Genomic DNA, 13,392 nt, shown 5'->3' on the forward strand with positions numbered 1-13,392 from the left:
ACGCTAGGGAAGCTTAATGCCAAATCACACCAACCCACTCATGACAGCGCCTCATGAATGGTTCAGCCCCGCTCGCGCAGCGCCTCCAGCACCACTTCGAAGGCCGAGGACGGGCGCTGACAGCTGGGATAGTAAAGGTGAAAACCGGGAAAATAGGGGCAATATTCTTCGAGACAGGTCTGCAGCGCGCCGGACGCCAGATGATCGGCAGCCAACCGCTCGGGGATCAGCGCCAGCCCGTGGCCGTCCAGCGCCGCGCGCATCACCGGGTTGATCGTGTTGAAGCAGGTCTGGCCCGATACCTTGACGCGGATCTCGTTGCCGTCCTGATCCTCGAATTCCCACGCATACAGCGCGCCGTGGGTCGACAGGCGCAGGTTCACGCAGCGATGCTCGGTCAGGTCCTGCGGCACCTGCGGGATCCCCGCGGCTTCGAAATACTCCGGCGCCCCGACACAGATCATCCGTTCATCCGGGCCGATGCGCATAGAAATCATCCCCTCGCTCACCTGCTCGCCGTAGCGCACCCCGGCGTCGCATTGCGAGCTGGCAAGGTCGGTGTAGCCGTAGTCCATGACGAACTCGACGTTGACCGCCGGGTATTGCTTCAGAACCGCCGAGAGCTTGGGCCAGAGAATGGTGTCGATGGCGTATTCCACGGCGACGATCCGCACCGTGCCAGTGGGTTGATCGCGCGAGTCGTTGAGCGCATTGAGCCGCGCCTCGATCTTCTCGAAGCACGGGTTGAGCGTCGCCAACAAATCCTCACCCTCCAGCGTCGGCGCCACCGAGCGCGTCGTGCGGGTCAGCAGACGCAGGCCCAGCCGCTGCTCCAGCCCCTTGATGGTGTGGCTCAGCGCCGATTGCGAGACGTTGAGACGGGCCGCGGCACGGGTAAAGCTGCGCTCTTCGGCGACAGCCGCCAGCGCAATGAGATCGTTGATGTTTTCGCGAAGCATGAGGGAGGCCTTGATCTGTTTGTCGAGGATCACGACGGGTCTCCCTCACGATATATGGGTGTGGCTCATGACGTCCACCGATTATCCGACTATCGTGGCATCCGGACCATCTGGTCCTCAGACGGCCCGTCTCTGCGGGGCGAGCGGTTGGTGGTGATCGCATAGACATGCTCATCGGTCACCAGCACGTCGCGGACGCGCCCACCGAGATCGAAGGCTTCACTCACCGCCCCGTCTGCCCCGACAGACAGCACGGCCCCGGCGCGCAGACTGGCCAGCAGCAGACGCTCGCCATCCCATGCAAGGCCGGACGGCGCCCATGTGCTGCGCCCGGAATGCGCCAGCGGTGCCTGCATGCCGTTTGCAGTCTCGTCGCCTTGTATCAGAGGCCATCCATAGTTGGCACCGGGCTCGATGAGGTTCACCTCGTCATGTCCGGACTGGCCGTGCTCGGCGGCATAGAGGTGCCCATCGGCGCCCCATGCCAGCCCCTGCGGATTGCGATGCCCCAGCGACCAGACCGGCGAGCCCTCGAACGGATTATCCGCGGGGATCGCACCATCGGGCGTCAGCCGCAGGATCTTGCCCGCGAGGTTCTCGAGGTCCTGGGGACGTTCGCGGTTCTCGGTCCAGCCGGTGCTGACATAGAGCATCCCATCGGGCCCGAACGCGACGCGCCCACCGTTGTAGAGCGGATGGCCGGGAATGCCGTCCAGCAGGACGCGCGTCTCGCGCCATGCATCGCCATCAAGCTCGATCTCGATGACCCGGTTGCTGCGCGCGTCGGACGTGCCCATGTGCTGATACGCCACTGCCCGCTGGCTCTGCGCGAAGTCGGGCCGCAGCGCAAGGCCAAGCAGGCCGCCGCCCCGGTCATTGAGGATCGGCGCGCTGGTCTCGACGGGCAGCCGGCTGAAGTCACCGTCTTCGAAGGTGCCGATGGTGCCAGCCTTTTCGGTGATGTAGATCACCGCATCCTGCGCCTCGATGTCCCAAGGGTAGTCGAGCCCCTCGAGCACGGTTTCCTGCGCCTGCGCACTGAGCGGAAGAAGCGCGGCCATGCAAAGGCCGCGCCAGAAAGCAGCCTTAGCTGCCATATTCTTCGTCCGTCACCAGATCACCCCAGACAACGGCCGTGCCGTCTTCGGCAGCTTGGATCGCGTAGTGGGTGACCGAGGTGCTGTCGGTGGCGCCATGCCAGTGGTTCACGTCGGCCGGGGCAAAGACCACGTCGCCGGTGCGCATGATCTGCTTTTCCTGACCTTCTTCTTGGTACCAGCCGGTGCCCTTGGTCACGATGAGGTACTGGCCGATCGGATGCGTGTGCCACGCCGAGCGCGCGCCGGGCATGAAGGTCACCTCGCCGGCGCTGACGTCGTTCATGTTCGGGTCGAAGACCGGCGCGACAAACACGGTGCCGGTGAAGGTCTCGTCGCCGCCGATCTGGCCACCGCGCTCGAGCGTGGTGGTCTGGGTCATTTCCTGCGCGAAGGCCGCGGGGGTGGCGGCAAGCGTGAGGGCGAGGGCTGCAAGGGTGGATTTCATCTGGTCGTCTCCGTTTCTCGTGAGGCGGCCGTTTGGCCTGAAACAGGGGCTTATCCCCGGTCCAGCAAAGACATAGTGCTGTCGTCTGTGCGTATAATGCCGCAAGGTAAGAATACGCTCATGAGGAGGTCTCATGAAAAGCGCAGAACAGGATGATCCGGGGCGATCTGGAAGGTTGGTCCGATCACGAGCCGCCGCGGCGCTTCCTGAGGTTTCATGAATGCGGCTCATGGGTGCCTGTAGTTCGCCACCGATTATCCGCCGCGCAAGATGGATTAGATGGAGCGCTGTCCGACGCACCATCGCCTCGGCCCCGGATCGCTCCGACGGAAAGGACATGCCATGACAAAGATACAGATCACTGTCGACGACGCGGTGCTTCCCGCCACGCTCGACGACAGCCCCGCCGGGCAGGACTTTGCTGCACTGCTGCCGCTTGACCTGACCCTGAGCGACTACCACGGCATCGAAAAGGTCGCCGACCTGCCCCGCAAGCTCGACACCACCGGAGCGCCGGCGCGCTATGCGGCGCAAGCGGGCGACCTGACGCTCTACGCGCCCTGGGGCAACCTTGCGATCTTCTACAAGCCGTTTCAGCCCGCCAGCGGGTTTGTCCGCCTCGGCGCCATCGAGGGTGATTTCGCCGCCCTTCTGAAGCACGGCAGCTTCAAGGCCCGCATCACCCGCGCGGACTGACACACACCCCGGCAGAGCCATCAGAGGCCGGCAAACGGCCCGGACAACGCTCTGCCACCCTCAAGGCCACCCTCTAGGAAGGAGACTATCATGACCGACAACATCACCGGCAAAGTCGTTGTTATCACCGGCGCCTCGAGCGGCATGGGCGAAGCGACCGCCCGCGATCTCGCCGCCAAGGGCGCCAAGGTCGCGCTTGGTGCCCGCCGTGCCGACCGCCTTGAAACCCTGGTCAAAGAGATCAAGGACGCGGGCGGCGAGGCCATCGCCGTGGCCACCGACGTCACCAAGCGCGAAGACGTGCAGAAGCTCGTCGACACCGCCAAAGAGACCTTCGGCAAGATTGACGTGATCTTCAACAACGCCGGGCTGATGCCGCTCTCGCCGCTGGAGAGCCTGCGCATCGACGAGTGGGACCAGATGATCGACGTCAACATGAAGGGCACGCTCTACGGCATCGCCGCGGTGCTGCCGATCTTCAAGGAGCAGAAGTCGGGTCAGGTGATCAACGTCTCCTCGGTCTACGGCCACAAGACCGTTGCCACCGGCGCCGTCTACTGCGCCACCAAACACGCCGTGCGCTCGCTCTCGGAAGGCCTGCGCCAAGAGGTGAAGGACTACAACGTGCGCGTCACGGTGATCTCGCCCGGCGCGGTCGACACCGAACTGACCCAGCACATCTCCGAGCCCGGCCTCGGCGACCAGCTGCGCGAGTTCGTGCCGCAGATCGCCGTGCCCGCCACCACGATGGCCGACATGGTGAGCTTCGCCATCTCGCAGCCGGCGAATGTGGATGTGAACGAGATCCTGTTCCGCCCCACAGTGCAGCCGGAATGATCCGCGGCTGAGACTGAAGAAACGTCCGGGGCCGCCCTGACGGTGGTCCCGGACTTCCACCAAGCCCTCCTCCAAGACCTCCTCCCCAAAAAGACTCTCAGAATACCTCCCAAGGAAGACCCATGCCCAAAGACAACTACATCTTCGATCTGTCGCCGAACGTCACCCGCACCCCGGTGGACTTTCAGACCCGCTACGGCATCAGCATCGCCGCTGATCTCTACTGCCCGGCAGATTTCGACGAAACCAAGCAATACCCGGCGCTGATCGTCGGCGCACCCTATGGCGGCGTCAAGGAACAGGGCCCCGGCATCTACGCCAATGAACTGGCGCAGCAGGGCTATGTCGTGCTGACCTTCGATCCGGCCTGGAACGGCGCCTCGGAAGGCGGCGAGCTGCACCTGTCGTCGCCCGACCAGATGGTCGAGGATTTCATGGCCTGCGTCGACTTCATCGGCACCCGCCCCTTCGTGAACCGCGACCAGATCGGCGCCATCGGCATCTGCGGCTCCGGCGGTTTCGCGCTGTCGGCGGCCAAGATCGATCCGCGCATCAAGGCCGTGGCCACCGTGTCGATGTACGACATCAGCCGCATGCAGAAGAACGGCTTCGGCGACAGCATGACCGATGACGACCGCACCGGGCTGCTCGCGACGCTGGCCGAACAACGCTGGGCCGACTTCGAAACCGGCGAGCAGACCCTCACCGACCGCGGCGCGCCGCTGGAGTGGGACGCCGAGGCCAACCCGGTGGGTGCCGAGTTCGGCGAATTCTACTCGCGTCCGCGCGGCAACCACCCGCGCTCGATCACCCAGTTCACCATGACCAGCACGCCGTCGTGGATGAACTTCGCGCTGCTCGACGATCTGGAGTGGCTGAACGGCCGCCCGGTCCTGCTGGTGATCGGTGAAGAGGCGCACTCGCGCTACTTCAGCGAGGACGTCTTCAAAGAGGCGCATGACCCCAAAGAGCTTTTCATGGTGCCCGGCGCCAACCACGTCGACCTTTATGACAAGACCGACGTGATCCCGTTCGGCAAGCTCCTCGAGTTCTTCGGCGCCGCCTTCGGCAAGTAAAGGGCCCGGGCCGTTCCGGCCCTGCCCGACACTCCGCGCCCCGAGGTTCCGGCCTCGGGGCGTCCGCTTGCCAAGGCCCTGCGGGCCGCGCTGCATCGGCGCGGCGCCGCTGGCCGCCGCGCCCCCCCCTTCCAGCAGGACGCCAGACAGATGAGCCAAGAGGGCACGACACAGATCTCCCGTCAGGAGAAAAAGGACATCGCCGAAAACCAAGGGCTGAGCCCGGTCTCGGTCTACGGCATCGTCCATCAAGATGGCATGCACGATCTGCAGCGCCCCGCGCTTTCGCTGTGGTGGTCGGGTGTCGCCGCCGGGCTTGGCATCACCGTCTCGGTCACCGCCGAAGGCATCCTGCACGGGCTTTTCACCGATCACCCCTATCGGACGGCGATCGAAAACCTCGGCTACACGCTGGGCTTCGTGCTGGTGATCATGGGGCGCTTGCAGCTTTTCACCGAAAGCACGCTGACCGCGATCCTGCCGCTGCTGCAGAAGGGCGGCATGGCCATGCTGGGCGCCACGGCGCGACTTTGGGGCGTGACGCTGATCGCCAATTTCGCGGGCACCTTCCTGGCCATCGCGCTGGCCACCTGGGGCGACGCGATCCCCCCAGAACACGTCGACGGCATGCTCGCGGTTTCACGCCACTTCGGCAATTATACCCCGTGGGAGGCGTTTCGCTACGGCATCCCCGCCGGGTTCTACATCGCCGCGATCGTCTGGATGCTGCCGGCGGCGCGCGGCGCCGGGGTGTTGGTCATCATGCTGTTCACCTACCTTATCGCGATGGGCGATTTCACCCATTCGATCGCCGGCTCGGCCGAGGTCTTCCTGCTGGTGATCCACGACGAGCTGGGTCTCACCGCAGGTGCGGCGCTGCTCGCCGGCACCTTGCTGGGCAATATAGCTGGCGGCACCGGCCTGTTTGCGCTGATCGCGCACGGGCAGGTGCTGCGCGAACTCCCCGACTGAGCGAACGCGGAAGACCTCGTCAGGTCCCGCTTCTTCTCTTTCCAAATACGCATGCCGAACCAAGCCGCCAGCGCCGCACCTGCGTGTTTGAGGAACAATGGAGCCCTCACGCGACCCCGTGTCTCGCACAGAAAAACACCCCCGCAAGGCCTGCGGGGGTGTTGCATGTCGTCACACTGGCGCAGCGCTCAGAGGAACTGGCCGTTGTCGACCTGGATCACCTGACCGGTCACCGCCCGGCCCATGTCGGACGCCAGATAAAGCGCCGCATAGGCCTGATCGATCGGTTCAGTCGAAGGCACGGTGGTGTTGGTGTATTTGTCCGAGAACTCCAGCATCTCGCCGCCGCCTTCCTGCTCGCCGGCGGCCCAGGCGCGGGCGGCGTCGGTGTCGGTCACCCCCGGCGCGATCGCGTTGCAGCGGATCTTGGTGCCCGACAGGCGCATGGCGATGTTCAGCGTCATGGTGTTCATGCCGCCCTTGGTGGTGGTGTAGGCGACGCCGCAGATCGGCGTGGTGCCGTTCACCGAGCTGACGTTGATGATCCGCCCCTCGTCGCGCGGCATCATGTGGTTCACCGCCTCGCGGCAGAACCGGAACGGCCCGGCGAGGTTGATCTGCATGATGTCGTCAAAATGGTCGTCGGAGGTCTTCTCAATCGCGTACATCTCGCCCACGCCCGCGTTGTTGACCAGGATGTCGACCTGGCCGAAGGCGTCGATCGCTTCCTTGAACACCCGCGCGGGCGCCTCGCGGTCGGCGCTGTCGGCCACCACGCCAAGCGCGCTGTGGCCCTTGGCCTTGATCTCCGCCACGGCCTTGTCGAGCCCGTCCTTGCCGCGCGCGGTCAGCACCACGTTGGCGCCCTCTTCGGCGAAGAGATCGGCGATGGCGTAGCCGATACCCTTGCTCGCCCCGGTGATCACCGCGGTTTTCCCCTCAAGCATCTTCTTCATGTCGTTGGTCCTTTCTTGGTCTTCGAGTGCCGCTCCGGTGCCGTCAGGCGTTGCCGGCCGGCCGTATTTCGACGCAGGCCTCCCGGGCCCGCTCCGAGACCATCGGCGCGAGATAGGGGCTGGTCGGATATTTGCTGCGGTAGGCCGCGTCGATGGCGCCCCAGAGCGCCGGATCGACCGGTGCGAAACGCGCTTCGAACGGTTGTTCGGCCACGTGTATACGGCCCGCGCCTTCGCGGAGCGCGGCGCGGTACCAGCTCGATCCGGGCCCGCTGTAGGCGCGGACGAACAGCCGCCCCTCGACCACCACCGCCCAGATGAACGTGGGCGTGCCAAAGGTCTTCCCGTCCTCGCGCAGCGGCGCGACGCGCAGCCCGTCACTGCCAGCGATCATCTCAAGAAATTCCGCGGTCCATGTCATGGTGCCTGCTCCTTCCGATAGCTGCCGGGCGCGTTTCGTCCCTCTGAAGACATCTAGCTGGGGTCCGCGCGGCCAGTAGAGCACGCCTGCAACTGGCGCTCATGAGCCGGATTCATGGAACCTTGCGGACGGGCAGCGCCGCGTCAGGCGGACGGCCCTCCCGGCAAAGAAAAGGGCCCCGCAAGGCAATTGCCCTGCGAGGCCCGGACCCGCGAAAGATGTCAGGGTCAGCCGACCGGCGGCAGTTCACCGATCAGCTTGTCGAGCGTCACCGGGTACTCGCGCACCCGCACGCCGGTGGCGTTGTAGACGGCATTGGCCACCGCCGCGGCGACACCGCAAACCCCCAGCTCGCCAACGCCTTTGGCCTTCAGCGGCGAGGCCACCGGGTCGAGCGTGTCGAGGAAGATCACCTCCTGCTCGGGGATGTCGGCATTCACCGCCACCTCGTAGCCCGCAAGGTCGTGGTTGGCGAACATTCCGCGGCCGCTGTCCAGCGCCATGTCTTCGGAGAGCGCCGCGCCGACCGCCATGGTCATGCCGCCGATCACCTGACTGCGCGCGGTGATCGGGTTGAGGATGCGGCCCGAGTCGCAGACCGCCAGCATCCGACGCACCCGCGTCTCGCCGGTGCCGGCATGCACGCCGACCTCGACGAAATGCGCGCCGAAGGTGGCCATCTGGTATTCGGACTGGAAGTCCCCCCACTCGATGGAATCCACCGCGTCGATCTGCCCTTCAAGGTCCGACAGCGCGCGCTCGGTATCCCCGGCGATTACCCGGCCCTCGCGGAACTCCGGGTCCTCGACGCCAAGCTGCTCGGCGATGCGTTCACGCAGCGCCATGCAGGCGGCATAGACCCCCGCCGACGAGGAGGCCGCGCCGAATTGGCCACCCGAGCCCGAGGACACCGGATAGGCGCTGTTGCCCATGCGCATCTCGACGTCGTCGAGGGTGAGCCCCATGGTCTCGGCGGCGGTCTGCGCAAGGATGGTATAAGAGCCGGTGCCGATGTCGGTCATGTCGGTCTCGATCACCAGCTTGCCGCCCTCCAGCAGCGCCCGCGCGCCCGACGGCAGCACCAGCGCGCCGCGGTAAGCCCCCGCGACGCCATGGCCGATCAGCCACTGGCCGTCACGCGTCGCGCCCGGCGCGCTGTTGCGGTCCGCCCAGCCAAAGCTCTCGGCGCCGCGGTCGAGGCACTCGACGAAGTGCCGGTCCGAGAACTCCTGATCCGGGCTGGAGGGATTGACCTGCGTGTCGTTCACCTTGCGGAACTCCACCGGGTCCATGCCCAGTTTCTCGGCCATCTCGTCCATCGCCACTTCCAGCGCCATCAGGCCCGCGGCCTCACCCGGGGCGCGCATGTCGGCGGACTCGGGCAGCGGCATGGTGACGATGTGGTGCTTGGCCCGGATGCTGTCGGAAGCATAGAAATACGGCGTCTGCGCGGTGGCGTTCTCGCCGCGGCCATCGGGCAGCGCGTGCGAGGCCGCCTCGTGCCAAATGCCGGTCAGCTTGCCGTCCTCGCCCGCCGCCAGACGGATGCGCTGCACGGTTTCCGACCGGTGGGTGGTGTTGTTCATGATGAACGGACGCGGCAGCGCCAGCTTCACCGGTGCCCCCGCTGCGCGCGAGCCGAGCGCCGCCAGCACCGCATCGGCGCGCAGCCACAGCTTGCCGCCGAAGCCGCCGCCCACATAGGGGCTTTCGACGCGGATGTTCTCTTGATCCATGCCGAAGGTGGTGGCCAGCGAGCCGTGGTTCCAGTTGATCATCTGGTTCGAGGTCCAGACGGTCATCTGCTCGCCATCCGACCAATCGACGATCGAGGCATGCGGTTCCATCGCCATGTGCGACTGCGAAGGCGTGTGGTACATCTCGTCGAGCACCGCGGCGGCGCTGGAAAAGGCCGCCTCGACGTCGCCGGTGTCGGTGTCCATCTCGCCCGATCCCTGCAACCGTTCGAAGGCGGCGCCCAGATCGTAATCCGCCGGATCGCCGGCTTCATAGTCGACCTCGATCAGCGAAGCTGCGGCGCGCGCCTGCTCAAAGCTGTCGGCCACGACCACGGCGATCGCCTGATGATAGTGCTGCACCTCGGCGCCGCCAAAAAGCCGCGCGACGTTGTTCATGCCCTTCTCAAGCGGGTCGATCTCCAAAGTGGTCACAACCGCCCGCACACCCGGCGCATTGCGCGCCGCCTCGGCGTCCATCGACACGATCCGCCCGTGGCTGATCGCGCTGCCGACCGGGTAGCCGTAAAGCTGCCCCTCGACCACATCGTGACGCTCGTAGGCATAGGGCGCGGTGCCGGTGACCTTCAGCGGCCCGTCGATCCGGTGCGTCGGCCGCCCGACGACCTCGGCATTGTCGAACAGGGTGTTTTCGCCTGCTGCATTGTCGAATTTCATGTCGTCACTCCTCTGCCAGCATGGCTGCGAGCGTGCGCTCGGCCAGGGTGATCTTGAAGGCGTTTTCCTCGGTCGGACGCGCGCCGCCCAGCAACTCGGCCATCACTGCCGCAGCCCCGTTGGAAAGCTCGGCATCGGCGGCAGCGCTGCGCCACGGCTTCGGCGCGACGCCGCCAAGCGCCACACGGCCCGATCCGTCGGGCTGTCGGATCAGCGCCACAGAGACCAGCGCGAAGGCGTAGGACGCCCGGTCGCGCACCTTGTGGTACTTCTGCTCGCCGCCCACCGGCGCGGGCAGGGTCACCGCAGTGATCAGCTCACCCGGCATCAGCGCGTTCTCCTGCTCGGGCGTATCGCCCGGGAGCAGATGGAACTCATCCAGCGGGATGGTGCGGGTCATGCCCTCGGGCGTCACCGTCTCGACCACCGCATCAAGCACGCGCATGCCCACGGCCATGTCCGACGGATGCGTGGCGATGCAGGCATCAGAGGTGCCGATCACCCCAAGCTGGCGCGAAAAGGCCCCCTCGCTCAGCGCTGCGCAGCCCGAGCCGGGGCTGCGTTTGTTGCACGGCTGGGCGGTGTCGTAGAAATACGGGCAGCGCGTGCGCTGCAGCAGGTTGCCGCCCGTCGTCGCCTTGTTGCGCAGCTGACCCGAGGCGCCCGCGGCAATCGCCCGCGTCAGCACCGGGTAGTCGCGGCGGATGCGGCTGTCTGCGGAAAGCGCGGTGTTGGTCACCAGCGCGCCGATGCGCAGCCCGCCCTCTTCGGTCTCGGTGATCTCATCAAGGCCGAGACCGTTGACGTCGATCACATGCGCCGGGGTCTCGATCTCGAGCTTCATCAGGTCCAGCAGGTTGGTGCCCCCGGCGAGGAACTTGGCGCCCTCGACCTCGGCGGCGCGCGCCGCGGCCTGCGCCGGATCACTCACCTTCTCGTAGGAAAACGCTCTCATGCCTCGTCTCCTTCGGCGACTTGGGTGATGGCGGCGAGAATGTTCGCATAGGCGCCGCAGCGGCAGATGTTGCCCGACATGCGCTCGCGGATCTCGGCGTCGGTCATCTCGATCTCGGCGGTCAGATCGCCGGTGACGTGGCTGGGAATGCCAGCACGGATTTCCTCGATCACCGATTTGGCCGAGTTGATCTGGCCCGGCGTGCAATAGCCGCACTGAAAGCCGTCATTCTCGACGAAGGCAGCTTGCATCGGGTCCATCTGCTCGGGCGTGCCGATACCTTCGATGGTCTTCACCTCGTCGCCGTCGTGCATCACCGCCAGCGACAGGCACGAATTGATGCGCTGGCCGTTCACCGTGCAGGTGCAGGCGCCGCATTGGCCGTGGTCACAGCCCTTCTTGGTGCCGGTCAGTTGCAACTGCTCGCGCAGCGCATCGAGCAGCGTGGTGCGGTTGTCGACCGTAAGCTCGCGCTCTTCGCCGTTCACCGTCAGCGTGACCGAGGTGCTTTCGGGGCCGACCGGTGTGCCGGATCCGCCGGAGGTCTGCGCGGCACCGGGTCGGCCCGCGGCGGCGCTCACGGCGATCGCGGCGCTTCCGGCAAGCAGGGTTCGACGGCGGAGTTCGAATTCGATGGGTGGGGACATGGAGTATCCTTCCTGTCGATGGGCGCGCGGCGGCACGCACGGAGATTTGGAAGAAAACCTGTTGCGGAACCTCGCAATGTCCAACGCCTTGGCGCTCATTCCCGCCATTAGGCAGATTCATGAAACCAAAGACCAAGCTCGCGCGTTGGGTAGGGTTTTGATGACCTGCGAAAGCACCGGATTTTCGCAGTCGGCGCCCAGAAGGGCGCAGAGCCGACCTCGCAGAGACATCGATTGCTGCCCCCGGACGCGTGGGAGACAGGCGCAAACCGGGTGACACTGCGTCGACGGGCGTTGTCGGGAAAAACGCCCGGCAGCGCATTGGGTTTCCCGGCGCAAAACAAATATGCAGTGAGCATTCCGCATAGAGGCATGCTCGTCTGCTCGCACGCGCCTGCAGTTCGTCGCGCCCCGGTGCATCCAGATCGAGAGGCCCCCTTGGGGTGAGCGCGATCCCTCCCTGCAAGCGAGGCAGCGCCTCGAAGGGTGAACAGCCTGTGCCGACCAGCTTGACGGCGACGGACCTTCTGCCCGGTCCGAGCCTCGGCTTGCGCTTGTGCGCCGGCGAAGCCGAAGCAGCCCTAAACCTTGGCGCTTTCATGACGCGTGTTCATCAGTGGCAGTGGCTTTGCCCCCATACAGCGTCCGCGATCCGCGGCGTACATGTGGTGCAAATCCCTCAACACCTCCCTCACAACAACCAAAGGACACAATCCTCATGTCCAAGGCAGCCCCGTCTTCTGCCGTATCGCCCCGCCTTGCGCTGCTGGCCATCGGCCTTGGCGCGTTTGGCATCGGCACCACCGAATTCGCGCCGATGGGCATGTTGCCCGCGATTGCCGATGGCATCGACGTGTCGATCCCCGCCGCAGGCCAATTGGTCACCGCCTACGCCATCGGGGTGATGATCAGCGCGCCGTTCATGACGCTCTATCTGGCGCGCTTCGGACCGCGCCGCGCGCTGATGATGACGATGGGCATCTACATCCTCGGCAACCTCGTCTCGACGCTCGCCCCCGAGTACTGGTCGCTGATGGCCGGGCGGCTGCTCACCAGCCTGTGTCAGGGCGCATTCTTCGGTTTCGGCGCGGTGGCGGCGACGTCGCTGGTACCACAGGAACGCCGGGCCAGTGCGCTTGCCATCATGTTCATGGGCACCAGCATCGCCAACATCGGCGGTGTGCCCGCCTCGGCGTGGATGGGCGAGACCATCGGCTGGCGTACAGCCTTCGCGGGGACCGTGGGCCTTGGCGTGGTGGCGCTGATCGCGATCGCTCGTGCGCTGCCCGAAACCGGCCCGCAGCCGCGCCCCGATGCCCGCCGCGAATTGGCCACGCTGTTGCGCCCGCAGATGCTGGGCACACTCGCCGCGACGGTGCTCTTTGCCGGTGGCTTCTTCGCCGTCTACACCTATGTGGCGCCGTTTCTGCAAGAGATCGCCGGCGCGTCGAGCGCCTTCGTGACGCTGATGCTGGTGCTGATCGGCCTTGGCCTGACGCTTGGAAACTGGCTGGGCGGAAAATTGGCCGACCGCTCTGTCGAACGCGGCGCGGCGCAGGCGATGCTGGCGCTGGCCCTGACCTCGGCGGCGCTGCCCTTTGTCTGCGGCTCTGCCGCGGGCACCATCCTTGGCTTCATCGCATGGTCGGCTGCCGCCTTCGCCTGCGTTCCCGCGCTGCAGATGCGCGCCATGCAGGCCGCTGCCGACGCGCCGAGCCTCGCCGCGGCGATGAACATCGCGGCCTTCAACCTCGGCAACGCCGTCGGCGCAGCGGTGGGGGGCGCGGTGATCGGCCTTGGCCTCGGCGTCGCTGCGGTGCCGCTGGCGGGCGGGGGCCTTGCTCTGCTGGGGCTGGTCGCGCTGCGTCTGCAAAGCGCCAACGCCAGACGCCAAGGGCTGGCCTGAGCGGGGGA

The 13,392-nt window shown here is 66.1% G+C and carries 13 protein-coding genes; 5 read left to right on the top strand and 8 right to left on the bottom strand.

Features of this window, described 5'->3' with window-relative positions:
* Positions 1-62: 62 nt before the first annotated feature.
* Genes ACXAJT_RS13555 through ACXAJT_RS13565 form a run of 3 tightly spaced genes read right to left on the bottom strand, consistent with a single transcriptional unit; the run spans position 63 to position 2,504 of the window.
* A complete protein-coding gene (locus ACXAJT_RS13555; protein ID WP_475236075.1) occupies positions 63-992 on the bottom strand; it encodes a LysR family transcriptional regulator in 930 nt (309 codons plus the stop codon).
* Positions 993-1,048: 56 nt separating this feature from the next.
* The gene (locus ACXAJT_RS13560) at positions 1,049-2,020 is read right to left on the bottom strand and encodes a PQQ-dependent sugar dehydrogenase (protein ID WP_475236076.1); all 972 of its coding nucleotides are present in this window, start codon (positions 2,018-2,020) and stop codon (positions 1,049-1,051) included.
* Positions 2,021-2,045: 25 nt separating this feature from the next.
* Complete coding sequence (locus tag ACXAJT_RS13565) at positions 2,046-2,504, bottom strand: (R)-mandelonitrile lyase (protein WP_475236078.1); 459 nt, start codon at positions 2,502-2,504, stop codon at positions 2,046-2,048.
* A 342-nt stretch (positions 2,505-2,846) separates the two neighbouring features.
* Here ACXAJT_RS13565 and ACXAJT_RS13570 point away from each other — a divergent pair, with 342 nt between their 5' ends.
* From ACXAJT_RS13570 to ACXAJT_RS13585, 4 genes are all read left to right on the top strand, one after another.
* On the top strand, positions 2,847-3,200 hold the full coding sequence (locus ACXAJT_RS13570) for a cyclophilin-like fold protein (RefSeq protein WP_475236079.1): 354 nt from the start codon (positions 2,847-2,849) through the stop codon (positions 3,198-3,200).
* Positions 3,201-3,290: 90 nt separating this feature from the next.
* Positions 3,291-4,037, top strand: a complete 747-nt coding sequence (locus tag ACXAJT_RS13575; RefSeq protein ID WP_475236081.1) for an SDR family oxidoreductase — start codon at positions 3,291-3,293, stop codon at positions 4,035-4,037.
* Positions 4,038-4,159: 122 nt separating this feature from the next.
* On the top strand, positions 4,160-5,113 hold the full coding sequence (locus tag ACXAJT_RS13580; RefSeq protein WP_475236083.1) for an alpha/beta hydrolase: 954 nt from the start codon (positions 4,160-4,162) through the stop codon (positions 5,111-5,113).
* Between the two features lie 150 nt (positions 5,114-5,263).
* Positions 5,264-6,085 carry a formate/nitrite transporter family protein gene (locus ACXAJT_RS13585; protein ID WP_475236084.1) on the top strand — a complete coding sequence of 274 codons (822 nt, stop codon included), beginning with the start codon at positions 5,264-5,266 and terminating at the stop codon, positions 6,083-6,085.
* A gap of 188 nt (positions 6,086-6,273) precedes the next feature.
* On the opposite strand, the gene ACXAJT_RS13590 is transcribed toward ACXAJT_RS13585, so the two are convergent.
* From ACXAJT_RS13590 to paoA, 5 genes are all read right to left on the bottom strand, one after another.
* On the bottom strand, positions 6,274-7,041 hold the full coding sequence (locus ACXAJT_RS13590) for an SDR family NAD(P)-dependent oxidoreductase (RefSeq protein ID WP_475236086.1): 768 nt from the start codon (positions 7,039-7,041) through the stop codon (positions 6,274-6,276).
* 43 nt (positions 7,042-7,084) lie between these two features.
* Positions 7,085-7,462, bottom strand: coding sequence for a DUF2255 family protein (locus ACXAJT_RS13595; protein ID WP_475236088.1), 378 nt, complete (start codon positions 7,460-7,462; stop codon positions 7,085-7,087).
* Between the two features lie 227 nt (positions 7,463-7,689).
* Positions 7,690-9,876: a molybdopterin cofactor-binding domain-containing protein gene (locus tag ACXAJT_RS13600; protein WP_475236089.1), complete on the bottom strand. Its 2,187-nt coding sequence runs from the start codon at positions 9,874-9,876 to the stop codon at positions 7,690-7,692.
* 4 nt (positions 9,877-9,880) lie between these two features.
* A complete protein-coding gene (locus ACXAJT_RS13605) occupies positions 9,881-10,831 on the bottom strand; it encodes an FAD binding domain-containing protein (protein ID WP_475236090.1) in 951 nt (316 codons plus the stop codon).
* Positions 10,828-11,478, bottom strand: coding sequence for an aldehyde dehydrogenase iron-sulfur subunit PaoA (paoA, locus tag ACXAJT_RS13610; RefSeq protein WP_475236091.1), 651 nt, complete (start codon positions 11,476-11,478; stop codon positions 10,828-10,830). Before paoA ends, ACXAJT_RS13605 begins: the two co-directional genes overlap by 4 nt.
* A gap of 718 nt (positions 11,479-12,196) precedes the next feature.
* Here paoA and ACXAJT_RS13615 point away from each other — a divergent pair.
* Complete coding sequence (locus ACXAJT_RS13615; protein WP_475236092.1) at positions 12,197-13,384, top strand: MFS transporter; 1,188 nt, start codon at positions 12,197-12,199, stop codon at positions 13,382-13,384.
* The last annotated feature ends 8 nt before the right edge of the window (positions 13,385-13,392 follow it).

The sequence above is a fragment of the Salipiger sp. ABF4_146 genome, from assembly GCF_056161345.1.